Source organism: Nonomuraea sp. NPDC047529, assembly GCF_040642995.1.
GTDB lineage: Bacteria > Actinomycetota > Actinomycetes > Streptosporangiales > Streptosporangiaceae > Nonomuraea.
Window position 1 is genome coordinate 139,543 of record NZ_JBEYTJ010000007.1, and the last position, 19,940, is coordinate 159,482.

General features: G+C 70.0%; 17 protein-coding genes. 12 read left to right on the forward strand and 5 right to left on the reverse strand.

The window, feature by feature from the left end:
* Positions 1 to 29: 29 nt before the first annotated feature.
* The 3 genes from ABZ815_RS13815 to ABZ815_RS13825 form a co-directional block, all read right to left on the reverse strand.
* Entirely contained in the window at positions 30 to 1,361 is a 1,332-nt protein-coding gene (locus tag ABZ815_RS13815; RefSeq protein WP_357697488.1) for a phosphotransferase, read from the reverse strand.
* 3 nt (positions 1,362 to 1,364) lie between these two features.
* The gene (gene treS, locus ABZ815_RS13820; RefSeq protein WP_357697490.1) at positions 1,365 to 3,065 is read right to left on the reverse strand and encodes a maltose alpha-D-glucosyltransferase; all 1,701 of its coding nucleotides are present in this window, start codon (positions 3,063 to 3,065) and stop codon (positions 1,365 to 1,367) included.
* A 71-nt stretch (positions 3,066 to 3,136) separates the two neighbouring features.
* Positions 3,137 to 5,242 (reverse strand): alpha-1,4-glucan--maltose-1-phosphate maltosyltransferase, encoded by a 2,106-nt coding sequence (locus tag ABZ815_RS13825; RefSeq protein WP_357697492.1) that lies wholly within the window; start codon positions 5,240 to 5,242, stop codon positions 3,137 to 3,139.
* 293 nt (positions 5,243 to 5,535) lie between these two features.
* Here ABZ815_RS13825 and glgP point away from each other — a divergent pair, with 293 nt between their 5' ends.
* Both glgP and ABZ815_RS13835 read left to right on the forward strand, forming a co-directional pair.
* Positions 5,536 to 8,115, forward strand: a complete 2,580-nt coding sequence (gene glgP, locus ABZ815_RS13830; RefSeq protein WP_357697494.1) for an alpha-glucan family phosphorylase — start codon at positions 5,536 to 5,538, stop codon at positions 8,113 to 8,115.
* 50 nt (positions 8,116 to 8,165) lie between these two features.
* Positions 8,166 to 9,062, forward strand: a complete 897-nt coding sequence (locus tag ABZ815_RS13835; RefSeq protein WP_357697496.1) for a MurR/RpiR family transcriptional regulator — start codon at positions 8,166 to 8,168, stop codon at positions 9,060 to 9,062.
* Here the strand turns inward: ABZ815_RS13835 and ABZ815_RS13840 are convergent.
* Positions 9,025 to 10,935, reverse strand: coding sequence for a peptidoglycan recognition family protein (locus ABZ815_RS13840; protein ID WP_357697498.1), 1,911 nt, complete (start codon positions 10,933 to 10,935; stop codon positions 9,025 to 9,027). The genes ABZ815_RS13835 and ABZ815_RS13840 overlap by 38 nt on opposite strands.
* Before the next feature lie 186 nt (positions 10,936 to 11,121).
* On the opposite strand from ABZ815_RS13840, the gene ABZ815_RS13845 reads away from it, so the two are divergent.
* The 3 genes from ABZ815_RS13845 to ABZ815_RS13855 all read left to right on the forward strand — a co-directional run bounded on the left by ABZ815_RS13845 (position 11,122) and on the right by ABZ815_RS13855 (position 13,334).
* On the forward strand, positions 11,122 to 11,325 hold the full coding sequence (locus ABZ815_RS13845) for a hypothetical protein (RefSeq protein ID WP_357697500.1): 204 nt from the start codon (positions 11,122 to 11,124) through the stop codon (positions 11,323 to 11,325).
* A gap of 7 nt (positions 11,326 to 11,332) precedes the next feature.
* A complete protein-coding gene (locus ABZ815_RS13850) occupies positions 11,333 to 12,025 on the forward strand; it encodes a CBS domain-containing protein (RefSeq protein WP_357697502.1) in 693 nt (230 codons plus the stop codon).
* A 250-nt stretch (positions 12,026 to 12,275) separates the two neighbouring features.
* Positions 12,276 to 13,334, forward strand: coding sequence for a 3-deoxy-7-phosphoheptulonate synthase (locus tag ABZ815_RS13855; RefSeq protein WP_357697504.1), 1,059 nt, complete (start codon positions 12,276 to 12,278; stop codon positions 13,332 to 13,334).
* 76 nt (positions 13,335 to 13,410) lie between these two features.
* Here the strand turns inward: ABZ815_RS13855 and ABZ815_RS13860 are convergent, their stop codons facing one another.
* The gene (locus ABZ815_RS13860) at positions 13,411 to 13,695 is read right to left on the reverse strand and encodes a Fe-S cluster assembly protein HesB (protein ID WP_357697506.1); all 285 of its coding nucleotides are present in this window, start codon (positions 13,693 to 13,695) and stop codon (positions 13,411 to 13,413) included.
* Positions 13,696 to 13,796: 101 nt separating this feature from the next.
* On the opposite strand from ABZ815_RS13860, the gene ABZ815_RS13865 reads away from it, so the two are divergent.
* From ABZ815_RS13865 to ABZ815_RS13895, 7 genes are all read left to right on the forward strand, one after another.
* On the forward strand, positions 13,797 to 14,453 hold the full coding sequence (locus ABZ815_RS13865; RefSeq protein ID WP_357697508.1) for an endonuclease: 657 nt from the start codon (positions 13,797 to 13,799) through the stop codon (positions 14,451 to 14,453).
* A gap of 28 nt (positions 14,454 to 14,481) precedes the next feature.
* On the forward strand, positions 14,482 to 15,255 hold the full coding sequence (locus ABZ815_RS13870) for an enoyl-CoA hydratase-related protein (protein ID WP_357697510.1): 774 nt from the start codon (positions 14,482 to 14,484) through the stop codon (positions 15,253 to 15,255).
* A gap of 80 nt (positions 15,256 to 15,335) precedes the next feature.
* Positions 15,336 to 15,695 (forward strand): hypothetical protein, encoded by a 360-nt coding sequence (locus tag ABZ815_RS13875; protein WP_357697512.1) that lies wholly within the window; start codon positions 15,336 to 15,338, stop codon positions 15,693 to 15,695.
* Positions 15,686 to 16,891 (forward strand): DUF6395 domain-containing protein, encoded by a 1,206-nt coding sequence (locus tag ABZ815_RS13880; protein ID WP_357697514.1) that lies wholly within the window; start codon positions 15,686 to 15,688, stop codon positions 16,889 to 16,891. Before ABZ815_RS13875 ends, ABZ815_RS13880 begins: the two co-directional genes overlap by 10 nt.
* 43 nt (positions 16,892 to 16,934) lie before the next feature.
* Complete coding sequence (locus tag ABZ815_RS13885; protein ID WP_357697516.1) at positions 16,935 to 17,777, forward strand: M55 family metallopeptidase; 843 nt, start codon at positions 16,935 to 16,937, stop codon at positions 17,775 to 17,777.
* 30 nt (positions 17,778 to 17,807) lie between these two features.
* Positions 17,808 to 19,364: a flavin monoamine oxidase family protein gene (locus ABZ815_RS13890; RefSeq protein ID WP_357697518.1), complete on the forward strand. Its 1,557-nt coding sequence runs from the start codon at positions 17,808 to 17,810 to the stop codon at positions 19,362 to 19,364.
* A gap of 63 nt (positions 19,365 to 19,427) precedes the next feature.
* The gene (locus ABZ815_RS13895) at positions 19,428 to 19,940 is read left to right on the forward strand and encodes a YbaK/EbsC family protein (protein ID WP_357697520.1); all 513 of its coding nucleotides are present in this window, start codon (positions 19,428 to 19,430) and stop codon (positions 19,938 to 19,940) included.

Below are 19,940 nucleotides of genomic sequence, written 5' to 3' on the forward strand. Positions count from 1 at the left end.
CGAGTCCGGCATCGGACCGGCCGGCAGGGTCAGGAGGGGCGGGGCTGGAAGGCGGCCAGGGGGATGGAGACCCAGGACGGGCGGTTGCGGGCCTCGTAGACCACTTCGTACACCGCCTTCGACAGCTCGAACGCCCGCAGCAGCGCCGCGTCGCCCACCGTGATCACGCCGCCTCCCTCCCGGTACCCCTCCAGGAAGGCGGTGCGGTTGCGGTCGGCCCAGGCCTCGGCCCGGGGCAGGAGCTCGGCGGCCTGCGAGTGGCCGGCCAGCAGGTGCCTGGCCGCGTAGTCGAACGAGCGCAACATCCCCGCCACGTCCCGCAGCGGCGACGACAGCGCCCGGCGCTCGGCCAGCGGCTGCCCCGGCTCGCCCTCGAAGTCGAGCACCACCCAGTCGGTGGGCGTGCGCATCACCTGGCCGAGGTGGTAATCCCCGTGAACACGCTGCACGGGCACTTCCCTGGTGAGCAGTTCCACCTGGTGATAGGCGTCCTCCAGGGCCGGCATGTGCGGCCGCAGTTCGGGCACCTCGGCCACGGCCCGGCCGAGCTGCCGCCGAAACCCCTCGGCCATGCGTTTGACCTCGTGGATCTCGACCAGCCCGGTGGGGAAGGCGGCGGCCAGCTCGTGGTGGACGCGGGCGGTGGCCACGCCGAGCCGTACGGACTCGGCGGCGAAGTCGCCGCCCGCCTCGGCGGCGGTGACCTCCGGCAGCGAGGCGTACAGGTCGCGGACGCTGGTCAGCGCGAGGTCCCAGCCGTCGTTGGCGTTGGACAGGTACTCCTGCATGAAGGCGAGTGTGGTGTCCGTGCCGTCCAGGTCGGCCTCGATCCACCCGAACGGCTGGGCGATGTTCGGCGCGTGCCGGGCGGCCAGGGCGCTGATGATCTCCAGTTCGGGATTGACGCCGGGGATCAGCCGCCGGAACAGCTTGCAGATGTAGGAGTCGCCGTACACGAGCGAGGTGTTGGACTGCTCGGCCCCCAGCACCAGGCTGCGCTGGCCGGTGTCGATGGTGACGCCGGGCGCGTGCCGCATGCGCAGCCCGCTGCGGGTCTCGTCGCCCGCCATGCCCTCCAGCAGCCAGCTCATGCTGTCCGCGTCATGGACGGCGTCGTAGAAGAAGGTCTCGCCGAGACTGCCGATGAGGGCGTGGTTGAGCCGGTCGGGCAGCTCGTGCCGCTCGCCCATGAAGATCTGGTACCGGTCGCGCGAGCCTTCCTGCCAGACGGCCACGATCAGGTGCCGGAGTCCTGGCGTCAGCTCGACGTCCGATTCGATCGACAAACGGTCGATCGGGCGCCCCTTGCCGCCGAACCATCGTTGGCGGCCGATCCATGCGGCAAGGAGCTCGTCTATCACGCCCTACTCCTCCTGGGTGTGTGCCGGTGGGAGTGTGAACCAATAGAACCCATGCCCGGGAAGCGTCAAAAGATACGGTAGTTCGCCAATTGCCGGGAATGGGACCCCTCCCATGGTTTCCACGGGGGAGACGCCGACGAATCTGCGCAGGTCAAGCTCGACCGGCTGCGGGAAGCGCGACAGGTTGTTGACGCACAACATCCGGTCGTCGCCCAGCTCCCGGACGAACGCGAGCACGCTGGGGTTGGAGGAGTTCAGCTCGGCGAACTCGCCGAGCCCGAAGACGGGGTGACGCTTGCGGATCTCGATCATCCGCTTGGTCCAGTGGAGGAGCGATCCCGCGTTCTTCTGGTGGGCCTCGACGTTGATGGCCTGGTAGCCGTAGATCGGGTCCATGATCACGGGCAGGTACAGCCGCCCGGGGTCGCAGTCGGAGAACCCGGCGTTGCGGTCGGGGTCCCACTGCATAGGGGTACGGACGCCGTCGCGGTCGCCGAGCCAGATGTTGTCGCCCATGCCGATCTCGTCGCCGTAGTAGAGCACGGGAGAGCCCGGCAGCGACAGGAGCAGCGCGGTGAACAGCTCGATCTGGTTGCGGTCGTTCTCCAGCAGGGGCGCCAGCCGCCGGCGGATGCCGACGTTCGCCCGCATACGCGGATCTTTGGCGTACTCGGTGTACATGTAGTCGCGTTCTTCGTCCGTCACCATTTCGAGCGTCAGCTCATCATGGTTGCGGAGGAAAATCCCCCATTGGCAATGTTCGGGAATTTTCGGCGTTTGTGCCAGGATTTCGGAGATGGGATAACGCGACTCCCGGCGGACCGCCATGAATATGCGGGGCATGAGCGGGAAGTGGAATGCCATGTGGCATTCGTCCCCGCCGCCTACTGGATCGCCGAAATATTCCACCACGTCCGAAGGCCACTGATTCGCCTCGGCGAGCAGCACCCGGTCCGGGAAGAGGCGGTCGACCTCGCGCCGGATGCTCTTGAGGTATTCGTGCGTCCTGGGCAGGTTCTCGCAGTTGGTGCCCTCCTCCTCGAAGAGATAGGGCACCGCGTCGAGGCGGAAGCCGTCGATGCCGAGGTCCAGCCAGAACCGCAGCACCTCCAGCATGGCCTCCTGCACGTCCGGGTTCTCGTAGTTGAGGTCGGGCTGGTGGTGGAAGAAGCGGTGCCAGTAGTACTGGCCGCGCACCGGGTCGTAGGTCCAGTTGGACGTCTCGGTGTCGACGAAGATGATCCGGGCGTCCTGGTACTTCTCATCGGTGTCCGACCAGACGTAGAAGTCGCCGAACGGGCCTTCCGGATCGTGCCTGGAGGCCTGGAACCAGGGGTGGGCGTCGCTGGTGTGGTTCATGACGAGGTCGGCGATCACCCGCATGCCGCGTTTGTGCGCCTCGTCGACCAGCTTCACGAAGTCCCCCAGGTCCCCGAACTCGGGCAGGATCTTCATGAAGTCGGCGATGTCGTAGCCGCCGTCACGCAGCGGCGACTCGTACAGGGGCAGCAGCCAGAGGCAGTCGACGCCCAGCCACTGCAGATAGTCGAGTTTGCTGATCAGACCTCTGATGTCTCCGGTCCCGTCGCCGTTGGAGTCGGCGAATCCCCTGATCAGAACCTCGTAGAAGACGGCGCGCTTGTACCAGTAAGGGTCGCGCGGCTTTTCCTCGTCAAAGGTGTTGGGAATGGGTGTGGCGCTCATGAGCTCCCCCACGAGGGGCTCATGAGGAGGGCGCTTTCACACACGTTGAAGACTCCCCGCTGAATTCTGTTCTACCGTGGCGCGGCTCGTACGGTGAGAATGTGGGCAGGCTGGATGTGAGGGTCGAGACGCACATAGTTGCTCTGCCTCCAGCGGTAGGACTCGCCCGACAGTTCGTCGTCCACGACGAATTCGGCGTTCCAGTCGAGACCGATGGCGGGCAGGTCGAGATCTACCGTCGCCTCGTGGGTGTGGTACGGATCCAGATTGACAACCGCCAGAACGACGTCGCCCAGCCCGTGCCTTCGTGTGGCCGTGTCATAGGCGCCCGGAAGCCGTTTGGAGAAGCAGACGATGTCCGGATGGTCGACCCTGTGGAACCGTAGGTTACGCAATTCCTGCAACGCCGGATGCGCTCTTCGGAACAAATTCAGATGGGTGATGAGCGGGGCGAGGGTCCTTCCGTCGCGTTCGGCCGCCGCCCAGTCGCGTGGCTTGTACTGATATTTCTCACTATCAAGGTATTCCTCACTCCCTGGGCGCACAGGAACGTTCTCGGCGAGTTCGTACCCGGAGTAGACCCCCCAGGTCGGCGACGCGAGAGCGGCCAGCACGGCCCTGATCCTGAACGCCGGCACGCCGCCGTGCTGCAGGTACTCGTGCAGGATGTCCGGGGTGTTGACGAACAGGTTCGGCCGCAGGAACGCCGACGTCTCGTGCGCGAGCTCGGAGAGGTACGTCTCCACGTCGTACTTGGAGTTCTTCCACGTGTAGTACGTGTACGACTGGTGGAAGCCGGCCTTCGCGAGCGTCTGGAGCATCGCGGGCCGGGTGAACGCCTCCGCCAGGAACACCACGTCCGGATCGGTGGCGTGGATGTCGGCCAGCATGCGCTCCCAGAACGACACCGGCTTGGTGTGCGGGTTGTCCACCCGGAAGATCCGCACGCCGTGTTCCATCCAGTGCCGCAGCACCCGCCGGACCTCGGCGAAGATGCCCTCGGGGTCCCTGTCGAAGTTGATCGGGTAGATGTCCTGGTACTTCTTCGGCGGGTTCTCGGCGTAGGCGATCGTCCCGTCCGCCCGGATCGTGAACCACTCCGGGTGCTCCTTGACCCACGGGTGGTCCGGCGCGCACTGCAGGGCGAAGTCGAGCGCGACCTCCATGCCCAGGGCGCGGGTGCGGCTGACGAACTCGTCGAAGTCCTCAAGGGTGCCCAGATCGGGATGGATCGCGTCGTGGCCGCCGTCCTCGGAGCCGATCGCCCACGGCGAGCCGGGCTCGTCGGGCTCCGGGCTGAGCGTGTTGTTGCGGCCCTTGCGGAAGGTCTGGCCGATGGGGTGGATCGGCGGCAGGTAGACGACGTCGAAGCCCATCTTGGCGATGGCGGGCAGCCGCTTGGCCGCCGTCTGGAAGGTGCCCGACTTCGAGACGCCGGTCTCGCTGACGACCGCGCCCTCGGACCTGGGGAAGAACTCGTACCAGGAGCCGTACAGCGCCCTGCGCCGGTCGACCCTGACCTTGTACGGCTTCGCCCTGGTCACCAGCTCGCGGAACGGGTGCGCCGCCAGCAGCGCGGCCGTCTCGGGGAGCTGGGCGATGGACAGCCGCGCCCGCGGGTCGAGCTCCTCGTCACGCAGCGTGGCCGCGACCGACAGCAGCGCCGCCCGGTGCCCGCACGCACTGTCGCCGTTGCCGTTGCCCTTGCTGTTGCCCATCCCGTTCCTGGAGTGGCCGTTCGCGGCGCCCGCCTGGCCGCCGGGGAGGGCGGGGCAGTCGCCCGTACGGACGGCCTTGGCGGCCCGCTCGAACAGGCGGGCCCCCTCCTCGCACATCAGGTCGCTGTCGAGCCCGCGCGGGATCTTGATCTCGGCGTCGTGCAGCCACGAGCTGATGGGATCGCTCCACGCCTCCACGCGGAACATCCAGTCGCCCTCGGCCGGCATGCACACGTCCACACCCCAGCGGTCGGTGCCGGGGGCGAGCTCGCGCATGGGTCTCAGGCGGCCACGCTGTCCATCGGGCGAGGTGAGCACCACGCCCGCGGCCACGGCATCGTGGCCCTCTCGGAAGACGGTGGCCGAGACCTGGAAGGTCTCGCCGGCGACCGCCTTGGCGGGCCACTGCCCGCAGTCGACGACGGGGGAGATGTCCGTGATGGGAATTCGTCCGATCATCGCAATCGCAGGGTTTGCGACGGCGCGCTCGGCGCCGCCGGAGGCTTTCCGTATGTGCAAGATTTCGCAACCGTGAGGGACCGCTGGATACGGCCTACCCCGGCAGTAACGATCCTTGCACGTAAATACTGGACAGCAGCGGATAGACCTCCCGAGTGTGTTCCCGGGAGAGCCAACAAAGAGGAAAGTTGCCCCAATCGTCCGACTTCATGCTTGTTGCGGGCCGGGGTTTGAAGGTGCTTCTTGGGGGTGAAGGACTGAGAGGTCCCTCCTAGCCCGTAGGGTGCAGAAACGTGAGAGCTATCCGCCGGTTTACCGTCCGCACCGTCCTGCCCACGGAGCTGGCCGCCCTGGGCGAGCTCGTGCACAATCTCCGATGGTCCTGGCACCCGGAGACACTCGACCTCTTCGCCGAGGTCGACGCGGCTCTGTGGGAAAAGGTCGGTCACGATCCCGTGGCCCTGCTCGGCGCCGTCACACCGGCCCGGCTCAACGAGCTGGCCGCCGACCGCCGTTTCCTCCGCCGTCTCGCCGACGCGGCCGACGACCTGCGCGAATACATGACATCGCCGCGCTGGTACCAGACGCTGCCCGACGTCGCACGCGCCATCGCCTACTTCTCCCCCGAATACGGCATCGCCGCCGCGATGCCCCAGTACTCGGGCGGTCTCGGCATCCTCGCCGGCGACCACCTCAAGGCGGCCAGCGACCTGGGCGTGCCGATCCTCGCGGTCGGCCTGCTCTATCGCCACGGCTACTTCACCCAGTCGCTCTCGCCGGAGGGCTGGCAGCTTGAGCACTATCCGGCGCTCGACGCCGGCGGGCTGCCGCTGACCCTGCTGAAGGACGGCGACGAACCCGTCAAGATCCGGCTCGGCCTGCCCGAGGGCCGCGTCCTGCACGCCCAGGTCTGGGTGGCGCAGGTGGGCCGGGTGCCGCTGCTGCTGCTCGACTCCGACGTGGCCGACAACGACACCGCCGCCCGCGACGTCACCGACCGCCTCTACGGCGGCGGCACCGACCATCGGCTCATGCAGGAACTCCTGCTGGGCGTGGGCGGCGTACGCGCGATCAGGGCCTACTGCCGCGTCACCGGCCACGCCGAGCCCGAGGTCTTCCACACCAACGAGGGCCACGCCGGCTTCCTCGGCCTGGAGCGCATCCGCGAGCTGACCGAGTCGCGCCTGTCCTTCGACGAGGCCCTGGAGGCCGTACGCGCGGGCACGGTGTTCACCACGCACACGCCGGTGCCCGCGGGCATCGACCGCTTCCCCAGCGACCTGATCGAACGCCACTTCGGCGGCGAGGCCGCCTGGCCGACCGTGCCCGTCGAGCGCATCCTGGCCCTGGGGGCCGAGGCCGAGCCCGGCCGGTTCAACATGGCCGTCATGGGCATGCGCCTGGCCCAGCGCGTCAACGGCGTCTCCGAGCTGCACGGCGAGGTCAGCCGGGAGATGTTCAAGGACCTGTGGCCCGGCTTCGACCTCGACGAGGTGCCGATCGGCTCGATCACCAACGGCGTGCACGCGCCCACGTGGGTCGGGCGCGAGTTCATGGAGCTGGCCGGCCGCGAGCTGCCCTCGCTGATCGAGCGGGCCCGCGGCTGGGAGGGCGTCCAGAAGATCTCCGACAAGGAGATCTGGGAGATCCGCGGCAAGCTGCGCAGGCGGCTGGTCGAGGGCGCCCGCGAGCGGCTGCGCAGGTCGTGGCGCGAGCGCGGCGCCTCGGTCGCCGAGCTGGGCTGGATCGACGACGCGCTCGACCCCGACGTGCTGACGATCGGCTTCGCCCGGCGGGTGCCGTCGTACAAGCGGCTCACGCTGATGCTGCGCGATCCCCGGCGGCTGGCCCGGCTGCTGCTCGACCCGGACAAGCCGGTGCAGATCGTGATCGCCGGCAAGGCGCATCCGGCCGACGAGGGCGGCAAGAAGCTGATCCAGCAGATCGTCAAGTTCGCCGACCAGCACAACGTGCGCCACCGGATCGTCTTCCTGCCCGACTACGACATGACGCTCGGCCAGCTCATGGTCCAGGGCTGCGACGTGTGGCTGAACAACCCGTTGCGGCCGCTGGAGGCGTCCGGCACCTCGGGCATGAAGTCGGCGCTGAACGGCGGGCTCAACCTGTCGATCCGCGACGGCTGGTGGGACGAGTGGTACGACGGCACCAACGGCTGGGCCATCCCCACCGCCGACGGGGTCAGCGACCCCGACCGGCGCGACGAGCTGGAGGCCGGCGCCCTGTACGACCTGATCGAGAACGAGGTGTCCGACCGCTTCTACGACCGGCCCTTCGACGAGCTGCCGCGCAGGTGGATGGAGATGGTCAAGCACACCCTGGCCTCGCTCGGGCCCAAGGTGCTGGCCGGGCGCATGCTCCGCGACTACGTCGTGGGCCTCTACACCCCGGCCGCCAAGTCGGCCCGCGCGCTGTCGGCCGACTCCTACGCCGCGGCCAGGGCGTTCGCGGCCTGGCGGGTGCGCGTCACGCGGGCCTGGCCGGGGGTGCGGGTCGAGCATGTCGAGGCGTCGGGCGTGGGCGACACCCCTGAGGTGGGCGCCGCGGTCGAGTTGCGGGCCACGATCGCCCTCGGCGACCTGGAGCCCGGCGACGTGCTGGTCGAGGCCGCGTACGGCAAGGTCGGGCCGCACGACGAGCTGGTCCACCCGCGGTACGCCCGGCTGGCGGTGGAATCGCTGGAGGACGACGGCCACGCCCACTACACGGGCCGGGTGCCGCTCGACCGTACGGGGGCTTTCGGATACACCGTCCGGGTCGTCCCGCATCACCCGTTCGCTGCCACTCCGGCGGAATTGGGGCTGATCGCCGTCCCCGAGGAGCCGGTAGGTATGACGAACGGTACGTTGCGCTGATATATCCGGACGAGGTCGGGCCGGTGGTCGAGCGGTGCATAATCAGGACCGTGGACGACAGCGGGAACGGCCTGCGGGCCGACAATCTGGTGGCCACGGTCCGCGGTGTCCTGCCGTCCCTGACGCCTGCCGCGCAGACCGTCGCCCGGCTCATCCTGGAAGATCCGGCGACGGTCGCGCGCAGCACCATCACCGAGCTGTCGGCCGCCTCCGGCACCAGCGAGGCCACGATCGTGCGTACCGCGCGGCTGCTCGGCTTCGCCGGATACCCCCAGCTCAGGCTGGCCCTGGCCGCGGCCGCCGCGCAGCCCGACCGGCTCGTGCCCGGCGACCTGGCGCCCGACGACCCGCTGTCGGAGGTCATCCAGAAGGTGGCCAGGGCCGAGTCGGAGGCCATCAACGACACCGTCGCCCAGCTCACCAGCGAGCGCCTGGGCCTGGTCGTCGACGCGATCGTGGGGGCCAGGCGCATCGACGCCTACGGCGTGGGCGCCTCGGGATTAGTCGCCGAGGACGTCGCCCAGAAGCTGCTGCGCATCGGCCTGTCCAGCCACGCCTTCCAGGACGCCCATCTGGCCCTGACCAGCGCCGTCCTGCTGAAGACGGGCGACGTGGCGATCGGCATCAGCACCTCGGGGGAGACCCCCGACGTGATCGAGCCGCTGCGCCGGGCGGGTGAGGCGGGGGCCACCACGGTGGCCGTCACCAACAACCCGCGCTCGACGATCGCGGAGCTGGCCGAGCACGTGCTGATCTCGGCCGGGCGCGAGACGGAGTTCCGTCCCGGCGCCCTGGCCAGCAGGATCAGCCAGCTCCTCGTCGTCGACTGCGTGTTCGTCGGCGTCGCCCAGCGTACGTTCGACTCCTCTCAGGAGGCGCTCGCGAGCACCAGGCGCGCCGTCAAGGAGTTCACCCGGAGAACGTCACCTGCACGTCGTCAGCCTTGACGTACATCACGCGGTGCCCGAACTGGATCTCCAGGTACTTCGTCTTCCCCCTGACCACCTTGTGGTCCTCCAGGTTGAACGTGACCGCCCGGAAGTACTCGGCGGCGGCCGGCCCGGCCAGCGTGTACTTCTCGCCCGCCGAGAACGTGTACTGCAGCGGCGTCACCGCCTGGTACGGGATGTCGGCCGGATACGCCTCCTGCTCCGGATAGGCCCGCCCGAACACCGGTACGGTCGCCTTGCCCGGCTTCGGCGTGACGACCAGCCCCATGGACGGGACCGCGGTCGGGGCGCCCGCCGGGTTGTTGAACCACGCCTTCTGACCGAGGTACCAGATGGCCGTCCAGTCGCCCTGACGGTCGGCGACGGCGAAGCGCTGGCCCGTGCTGGCCCGGGCGCTGTGGTCGTACACGCTGTAGAGCGAGCCGCCGGTCGGGTGCTTGCCGATGTCCTTGATCAGCGGGGCGTCCTCGCGCGGCTCGGTGCGCAGCCACACGGTGCCGGCGCTGAGCGGCGGGCAGGCCGCCTCGGGGTTCTTGCGGTCGCAGCCGTAGAAGTAGGGCTTGTTGGTGGCGAAGTCCGGCTTGATCATGACCGAGCCGGACTTCGGACCGCCGAGCTGGTGCAGCGGCGCGCCCATGAGCTGGAAGTAGTGCGCCCAGTCCCAGAACGGCCCCGGGTCCTCGTGCATGCCGCGCACCGTGCTCGGGATCGTGCCCGGGACGTTGTCGTGGCCCAGGATGTGGGCGCGGTCGAGCGGCACGCCGTGCTTGAGCGCCAGGTAGCGGACGAGCCGGGCCGACGAGCGGTACATCGCCTCGGTGTACCAGGTGCTGCCCTCGGCCAGGAAGCCCTCGTGCTCGATGCCGACGGACTTGGAGTTGATGTACCAGTTGCCGGCCTGCCAGCCGACGTCCTTGGTCTTGATGTGCTGGGCGATGTGCCCGTCACTGGACCGGACCGAGTAGTGCCAGCTCGCGCCGTAGTTCGGGTCCTGGTTGAGCTTGATCGACGGGAGGAAGTAGCCCTCCATGTCGTGGATGATGATGTAGTCGACCTTCTGGCTGACCGGCCGGTTGGCCAGGTCGTAGTGGCCGTAGTCGTCCGGCGGGAGCTCCTGGTAGGCCGAGGGGATCCACTCGCAGGAGATCGAGGCCGGGCACTCGACGCCGTCGCGCCTCGCGGGGCGCAGGCCGAGCTTCTCCAGCCACTTCTCGATCTTCTCCAGGTCCGGGACCTTGGGCAGGGTGACCTTCTGCCCGTCGTCCGTGGTGCGCTCGGCGCCTTCCTGGATGGTGGTGTAGACCTCGTCGGCGAAGAACTTGGCCGCGTCGGCCTCTTCGGCGCCGGAGTACTTGGCGACGGCTCCGTACCATTCGCCCGGGTTGGCGCTCAGGGGCGCGCCGAGGCTCTTCTGGTAGTCGGCGAGCAGCGCGGCGCCGCCGCGGATGTTGGCCGCGTCGTCGGTGCGCAGGCGTTCGTGGCTCTCGCCGGTGAGCTGCGCGGCCCGCTCCATCGTGCGCAGCGAGGCGGGGATCTCCGCCGGGGCGGGGGCCGGGGTGGCCGCGAGCGGCCTGGTCTCGTCGCCGCGGGCGTCCTCCTCGCCCTCTCCGTGGTGGTTCGAGGTGGTGTACGCGGCCGCGTCGGTCAGGTGCATGGGGCCGAACCCGGCGTTGTTCGACGGCTGGCCCGCGTGTGCCTCCCACCGCGATTCCAGGTACGAGACCCCGAGCAGCACGCTCTGTGGGACCTTGAATTCGTCGGCCGCCGCGGCGAATGCCTGCTGCCGGTCGGCGGGCTCTTCGGCGGAGGCCGAGGGCACTTGGGTTAAGGGCAACAAGGCGACGACCGCGATCGCCAGCGCTCTGCGCATGAACCGCTCCTTGACTGGGGGGTGGTGCGCGATCAGCGTCTCAACATTTTCCTTCTCTGGCGAGAACTTTGCGAAGATATTTTTCATCGCTTAACGGCCCGCCGGACCGGGCCCGGCGGGCCGATACGAAGGACTACCAGGTGAGGGGCTGGGTAGGCGGGCCTACGGAGGAGAGGGGGAGCTGTCATGCCTCGACCCGGAAGTCACTCCTACGACAACGAGCGCCGCCGGCTCCGCAAGCAGCTGGACCGGCAAGGGATGAGCGAGCAGGAGCTCAAGAAGCGCGTGGCCAGGAAACTCCAGTCGGACCCGGCCAAGAGCCCGCGCAAGGTGGGCGGCGACCGCGCCGAAGGGCCCAAGTCCGAACGGCCCCACGGCGGGGAGCGCTGAGCGCCTCATGACGGAGATCATCGACCGTGAGGGCGTCCAGGACCTGCTGGCGACGCGCGGCGCCCAGCTCGCCGAGGTGCTGCCCGAGCGGGAGTACGCCTGGGCGCACCTGCCCGGAGCCGTGCACCTGCCGCTCGGCTCGCTCGACCGGCTGGCCGACGACCTGCTGGACCGGTCGCGCCCGGTCGTCGTCTACTGCCACGACTGGCTCTGCGACCTCAGCCCGCGCGCCGCCCACCGGCTCGTCCGGCTCGGCTTCGCCGACGTGCACGACTACGGCCTCGGCAAGATGGACTGGCTGTCGGCCGACCTGCCGTACGAGGGGGAGGCCGTCCTGGTGGGCTCGGGCGCCCGGCGCGACCCGGTCATCGCCGATCTGGAGGACCCGCTGGAGGAGCTCAGCGAACGCATCGTCGCCGACCCGGCCGGGCTCGCCGTCGTGGTGGACAGGGACGACGTGGTGCAGGGGGTCATCGGGTCGCGCCAGCTCAAGGGCGCCGACCTGACCGGCACCGCCGAGGCCGCCATGGACACCGGCGTCACCACCGTACGGCCCAGCGAGCAGCTCGACGCCCTGGCCAGGCGCATGGAAGGCGCGAACGTCGACCATGTGGTCGTCACCCGCGCCGACGGCACCCTGGTCGGGCTCTACGGGCTCGGCGACCTGCGCGAACCGGGCTGGGAATCCGATCTCGGATAGCGGACGGGATTTGGAGCCGTCACCGGGCGTCTGCTAGCGTCAACAGCATGTCAGTGATCAGCCGATTTTGGCGCTATGTGGCGGCTCCGGGTGGAGCCGAAGGTCACATGCGCTGACTTACTGATCACCCGGAGCCCAAAGGCAGAGACGTCCGTCTCTGCCTTTCGTCGTTCAGGCGGACGGCTCCGGGGGCCACGGATGTGGGCCGTACCGCCTTCGCAACTCCCATCGAAAGCGGAGGACACAGCCCATGACCACGACCAGCGACCTGCGTATCAACTCGTTCGAACCCCTGCCCACGCCCCGCGAGCTGATCGGTGAACAGCCGCTGGGCCCCGAGCGCGAGGCCCTGGTGGCGGCGAGCAGGAACGCGGTGCGCGACGTGCTCGCCGGCGACGACGACCGCCTGCTGCTCATCGTCGGCCCATGCTCGGTGCACGACCCCGAGGCCGCCCTCGACTACGCCCGCCGCCTGGCCGCCGTCACCCGCGACCTCGGCGACGCCCTCTGCGTCGTCATGCGCGTGTACTTCGAGAAGCCGCGCACCACCATCGGCTGGAAGGGCCTGATCAACGACCCGGACATCGACGGCGGCCACGACGTCCAGCGCGGGCTGCGCCTGGCCAGGACGGTGCTGCTCGACGTGCTCGACACCGGGCTGCCGGTGGGCTGCGAGTTCCTGGAGCCCACCAGCCCGCAGTACATCGCCGACGCCGTCACCTGGGGCGCGATCGGCGCCCGCACGCCCGAGAGCCAGGTGCACCGCCAGCTCACCTCCGGCCTGTCCATGCCGGTCGGCTTCAAGAACGCCACCGACGGCGACGTGCAGGTCGCCATCGACGGCGTCAAGGCCGCCTCGCACCCGCAGGTGTTCTTCGGCATCGACGACGAGGGCCGGGCCGCGGTCGTCTCGACCACCGGGAACCCCGACTGCCACGTCATTCTGCGCGGCGGGCGCACCGGCCCGAACTACGACCCCCAGTCCATCGGCGACGCCCTCGCGCTGCTGGCCAAGGCCGGGCTGCCGGAACGGCTGATCATCGATGCCAGCCACGGCAACAGCGGCAAGGACCACGTACGGCAGGCGGCGGTGGTCCGCGAGGTGGCCGGGCGCCTGGCGGCGGGCGAGCAGGGCATCGCGGGGCTGATGGTGGAGAGCTTCCTGCTGCCGGGGCGGCAGGAGCCCGGTCCGGTGGAGGGCCTGACGTACGGGCAGAGCGTCACCGACGCCTGCGTGGGCTGGGACGAGACCGAGCGCCTGCTGGTCGAGCTGGCCGACGCCGTGCGCGCCGGCCGCGAGGCGCACTGACGGTCTCCCGGCGGCCCTGAGGTGCCGGGCGGGCCGCCGGGAGCGTCCGTCAGGGGCTGCGGTTCAGGTACGGCGGTCAGGTGCGGCGGTCCAGCCGGAACGTCGGATGCCCAGGCGTGCCCGGCTGGGCGTCCAGTGACTTGTCGTCGAGGATGGGCGCCGCGTCCTCGGCCACGAAGACCCGGACGTCCTCCTGTTCGATGACCTGGTCCCCGGCGTACGGCGTGCTCGCGAGCGACACCTCCAAGGTGCCCGCCTCGTCCGGCTTGGGGGAGATCCGCAGGCCGGCATTGGCGGGCACGTCCTCGCCGACCATCAGGTCACGGATGGCGACCACGGCGTTGTCAGTCAGGGTCAGCACGATGAGCTCCTTCCCGCTGGAGAACCCCCGCCTCCCCCGCGACCAGGGCGGCAAACGCGCCGGGCCGGGATGAGCGCCCGCTACGGGGGTAGCGGAGCGTCATGGCTGACAAGGACAAGGGCGTGCTGGACGCCCTGCTCGAACAGTGCGGCCAGACGTTCGCCGGGGAGGCGGGCATCAAGCTCGCCGACCGGCCGCGGCCGCTGTACCAGCTCCTCGTGCTGGCCACGCTGCTGAGCGCGCGGATCTCGTCCGGGGTGGCGGTGGCGGCGGCGCGCGAGCTGTTCGCGGCCGGGTACCGCACGCCACGGGCCATGGCGCGGGCGAGCTGGCAGGACCGCGTGGACGCCCTCGGCCGCGGCCACTACAGGCGTTACGACGAACGCACCTCGACCATGCTCGGCAAGGGGGCCGAGCTGCTGCTCGACCGCTGGAAGGGCGACCTGCGCAGGTTGCGCGACGAGGCGGGGGGCGATCCCGGGCGGATCGGCGAGCTGCTGCGGGAGTTCCCCGGCATCGGCCCGACCGGCGCCGACATCTTCCTGCGCGAGGTCCAGGGCGTCTGGCCGCAGGTCGCGCCGCACCTGGACAGACGGGTGCTGGACGGCGCCGCCCGGCTGGGGCTGCCCCGACAGGAACGCGGCCTGGTCCGCCTGGCCGGCTCCGGCGACGAGCTCGTCCGCCTGTCGGCGGCGCTGGTACGCGTGTCGAACAGCGAGAAGACCGCCGACGCGGTGAGGTCGGCCGCAGCGGGGTGAGCGGGGAGCGCTCTGTTAGGTTCGCCTCATGGGTGAGTTTGTGAGCGTCGAGGTGGCCGACCAGATCGCCACGATCCGTCTTGACCGTCCGAAGATGAACGCGCTCGACGTCCAGACGCAGCGGGAGCTCGTCGAGGCGGCGCTTCAGGTCGATGCCGACGACCAGGTCCAGGCGGTGATCCTCTACGGCGGCGAGAAGGTCTTCGCCGCCGGCGTGGACGTCAAGGAGATGGCCGACATGTCCTATGCCGACATGTCCACCCACTCCCGCACGCTCCAGGCGTGCTTCACCACGGTGGCCCGCATCGGCAAGCCGGTCATCGCCGCCGTCACCGGCTACGCCCTGGGCGGCGGCTGCGAGCTGGCCCTGTGCGCCGACTTCCGGGTCGCGGGCGAGTCGGCCAGGCTCGGCCAGCCGGAGATCCTGCTCGGGCTCATCCCGGGCGCGGGCGGCACCCAGCGCCTGCCCCGCCTCGTCGGCCCGTCCCGCGCCAAGGACCTGATCTTCACCGGCCGGCACGTCGCCGCCGCCGAGGCCCTGGCCATCGGGCTGGTCGACCGGGTGGTGCCGGACGAGCAGGTCTACACGGCGGCCCTGGAGTGGGCGGCCACGTTCGTCGGCGGGCCGGCCGTGGCGCTGCGCGCCGCCAAGCAGGCCGTCGACCAGGGCATCGAGGTGGATCTCGCCTCGGGCCTGGAGATCGAGCGCCTGCAGTTCTCGGGCCTGTTCGCCACCGACGACGCCCGGATCGGCATGCGGGCCTTCACGGAGAAGGCCAAGCCCAAGTTCACCGGACGGTGACCGTCCGGCCGCCGTACGAATACAACCCTTTGGAGTAGGCCGTCCAGGGGGGAGCGGGTTTGCCAGTATGGTGGCGTTCCATGATGCGCGTCCCGGTCCCCGCCCGGCTGCGTCAAGCCGTGCGTTCGTGGTTCGACTCCCGTTACATCTCCGTCGCCGACCACCGGCAGGACATCCGGGACGCGCTCTGGGAGGTCCAGACCCTGCGCAGGGAGATGGCCACCCTGCACGGCGAGGTCGAGCGCCTGCGTGACGCCCGCCCGCCGCTGATCACCCCGCTGATCGACAAGGCCAAGCTGGACGACGCGCACCGGCTGGCGCAGGAGACCGCGAAGGCCCTCGACGGCGTGCTCCAGAACGAGGTGCTCGTCTGGCAGGCCGTCGACGACCTGAGAGCCCGCGTCCCCGGGGCCGCCGAGGGGGGCCGGCCGTGCGCGTGACCTGGTCCGGCGGCGAGCTGACCTTCCGCCTCGACCCCGAGGACGAGATCACCGGCAGGGCGGCCGACGATCACCCCGTCAAGCTGGCCACCAACTCCTGCTCGATCGGCGGCGTCCCCGCCGACGCCCACCCCGACCTGTTCGCCGTGGCCGCCTGGACGATCGTGGCGCCCTGGACCAGGCGGCGGATCACCTTTGACCGGGCCGTCTCCGCGGAGGTGGCCGGAGCCCTGCACGACGGCTGGGGCATCGAGGCCGGGCCGGTCGGCGCCGAGCCCCGCCGGGCCGGGAACAGGCTCGCCATCTCCTACAGCGGCGGCGCCGACTCCGTGGCCGCGGCGGCCATCCATCCGTCGGCGCCGTTCGTGCACTTCCGCCGGGTGCCGCATCCGAGGGTGCCCAACCGGTGGACGCACTACCGCTCCGACGTGCTGGCCAAGCTCGCCGAGCGGACCGGCCGCGAGCTCACCACCGTCACCTCCGACCTGGAGTTCACCCTCGCCGAGCCGCGTCCGGGCTATCCGGAGCACCACGCCGTCGCGGCGGGGGCGCTGCTGCTGGCCGACCGGATGAACCTCGGTGGCCTGGGCTTCGGCTATGAACTCGGTTCACGCTGGCTCGGCGGCGACCGTTACTTGTTGCGGTTCACGCCTGACAACCCCATGTGGGCGCCGCACGGCGCGTGGGGCCGGTTGTTCGCCGCCGCGGGCGTGCACATCGTGCTCCCGGTCGGCGGCGTGAGCGAGGCCGTCACCATGCGGCTGGCCCTGAACTCAGAGCTCAAGGACCAGGTGCGCTGGTGCCTGCGCGGCACCGACGGCCCCTGCCGCACCTGCGGCAAGTGCCTGTACAAGGAGCTCATCCAGGCCGCCGTCGAGCGCCGTCCCCTGGACACGCCCGTCACCGCCGACCGTCCCGTGGCCCGCAAGTGGCTGCAGCCGCCGCCCTACGGCGGCCAGGAGATGATCGAGTACGGCCTGGCCCGCGTCCCCGGCATCGAACGGTCCCTGTTCGCCAAGGCCCTCGACCACTTCGAGGCCACCGAGGAGTCCACGAGCTGGCTCGACCACTGCTACCCGCCGGCGATCGAGGAGATCCCCGAGCCGTGGCGGACGGAGGCGGCCGCCTTCCTGACCTCCAAGGTCGGTCTCATGACCGAGGCCGAGGTGCGGCAGGTGGAGACGTGGGGCGCGTGACCGTCCACGGGACGGATCCGGTGAAGTACGAGGAGTTGACTGCGTGAAGGTTTATCTGTCGGTGGACATGGAGGGCGTGACGGGGTTGACCGACCCCGAGGAGATGCACGCCGGCAAGCGCGGCTACGACCGCGGCTGCGAGCTGATGACCGCCGACGCCAACGCCGCCGTCGAGGGCGCGTTCGCGGCCGGCGCCGGGTCGGTGCTGGTCAACGACGCGCACGGGTCCACCAAGAACCTGCGGATCGACCTCCTGGACCCGCGGGCCACCCTGATCAGGGGGCCGGGCAAGGCCCAGCGCATGGCCCAGGGGCTCGACGGCACGTTCCAGGCCGCGTGCTTCGTGGGCTACCACGCCAGGGCCGGCGTCCAGCACGGCGTGCTCAACCACACGTGGATGGGCAAGGAGATCCAGAACGTCTACCTCAACGGCGAGCTGTGCGGCGAGACCCGGCTGGTCGCGGCGTGCGCGGGCTTCCACGGCGTGCCCGTGGTGCTGGTGACCGGGGACGAGGCCGTCGGCGAGGAGGCGCGCGAGCTGCTCGGCGACGTCGAGACGGTCGCGGTGAAGAAGGGGATCGACAAGTTCTCGGCCGAGTTGCTGCCGCCGAGCGTCGCCCAGGCGAAGATTCGTGAGGCCGCCGCTCGCGGGCTTTCCAGGTTGAGCGACTTCACGCCCTACCGGGTGGAGGCGCCGTACACGCTGGGAGTGGAGTGGAACTCGACCGCCATCGCGGCGGCGGTGGCGCTGGTGCCCGGCGTGAAGACCGTCGGCTCGCGGCACACCGAGTTCACCACCGACGACTTCCGCCAGATCATGGCGTTGCTCGGGATTTTCGCCACCATCGGCGGCCAGGTGGCCTGCGGCAGCGGGCCCTACGGCTGACATGTCGGTTACTGCTGACCTAGGGAGCGGGTGACGGTGGAAGGCGCGGCGCTGACCCGGCGGGGGCTGCTCGTCGGGATCGGGGCGGTGGGCGGCGCGGGCGCCATGTACGCCGCCATGGGCGCGCTCGGGCTTGCCCCCTCCGAGCAGGACAAGGAGTTCGCCGCGCCGCGCCCCGGCGACTTCTCCCTGCGCGGCAAGGGCGCGGCCAAGGTGGTGATCCTCGGCGCGGGCGTGGCCGGGCTGACCGCCGCGTACGAGCTGGGCAAGGCCGGTTACGACTGCACCCTGCTGGAGGCCAGGGACAGGGCCGGCGGCCGGAACCTCACGCTGCGCGGCGGCGACCGCCTGACCGAGCTGAACGGCCCGGCCCAGGACGTCAGGCTCGGCGAGGGCGTCTACTTCAACGCCGGGCCCGGACGCATCGCCCCCTGGATGGTCACCCTCGACTACTGCCGCGAGCTGGGCGTCCCGATCGAGACGTTCGTCAACAACAACGCCTCCGCGTACGTCCACACCAACGGCAGGACCGTGCGGGCCCGCACCGCCCGAGCCGACATGTACGGATATGTCGCAGAACTGCTGGCCAAAGCCACAAATATCGGTGCGCTCGACAAGGCGATCACCGCCGACGACCGGCAGCGCCTGCTCGAATTCCTCCGCCGGTTCGGCGACCTGGGGCCCAAGCTCGACTACGAGGGCTCATCCCGGCGCGGGTTCACCAAGTACCCGGCGCTCGACACCGGAACCCCCGTCCCGCCCCCCGGCACCCTGCACGACGTCCTGGCCGCCGCCACCGGCCGCGCCATCACCAACGACTTCGGCTACGACATGGCCACCCCCATGTTCCAGCCGGTCGGCGGCATGGACGCGATCGTCAGGAAGCTGACCGAGGCCGTCGGGGCCGACCGCATCAGGACCGGCGCCAAGGTCACCAGGATCACGACCCTGGACGACGGCGTCGAGGTGGCGTACAGCGGCGGCAGCGTCAAGGCCGACTACTGCGTCGCCACCCTCCCCCCGCACCTCCTCGCCAAGATCCCGCACAACCTCGGAGCGCAGATCACCAGCGCACTGAGCACCCCCATCCCGATCGCCGCCGGCAAGATCGGCCTGGAGTACGGCAGGCGCTGGTGGGAGCTGGAGGACCGCATCTACGGCGGCGTCACCGAGACCGACCTGGACATCACCCACATCTGGTACCCCTCTCACGGCTACCACTCCGAACGCGGCCTGATCGTCGGCTACTACAACACCGAGCAGAACGCCGAGCTGTACGGCTCCCTCACCCCCGAGGACAGACGGCGCAAGGCGCTCACCCAGGGCAGGAAGATCCACGGCGACAAATACCGTCAGGACCTCCTGTCCAGCGTCTCCATCGCCTGGCACCGTCAGGAGCACATCCAGGGAGGCTGGATGTACTGGCCCTCCTTTGATTCGTCCTTCACTCTTCTGCAACGCCCCGCCGGAAGGGTTTACTTCGCGGGCGACTGGCTCACCCACTTGATCGCCTGGCAGGCAGGCGCCATGGAGTCGGCCCGCAGCGTCGTCACCCTGCTGCACCAGCGGGTGTTGCAGTCCACGTGACGTCGCACGCTGCTTCCGCGACCGGCATAGGGTCGGTCGGGAAGAGCGATCGAGGAGACGAGGATGACGTTGCACTGGGTGCCCGCGACCGACCGTGGTGACCTGCTGGCCGAGCCGGTGGCGCTCGCCGTCCCGGGCATCGAGGGTGCCGAGGTGACGGAGATCGACCCCGACCTGGCCGACACGGCCGCGTTCTGCGAACGCTACGGCGTACGGCTCGACGAGTCCGCCAACTGCGTGGTCGTGGCCGCCAAGCGCGGCGGCGAGACGCGCTACGCCGCCTGCATGGTGCTCGCGACGATGCGCGTCGACGTCAACGGCGTGGTGCGCAGGCACCTCGACGCCCGGAAGGCGAGTTTCGCGCCGATGGCCGACGCGGTCGAGCTGACCGGCATGGAGTACGGCGGCATCACGCCGCTCGGGCTGCCCTCCGACTGGCCCGTCCTGGTGGACGAGCACGTCGCCGCCCATCCCAGGGTGGTGATCGGCAGCGGCCTGCGCAGGTCGAAGCTCGCCGTCCCGGGGGCCACGCTGGCCGGGCTGAAGGGCGCCGAGGTCCTGTCCCTGACCACCTGA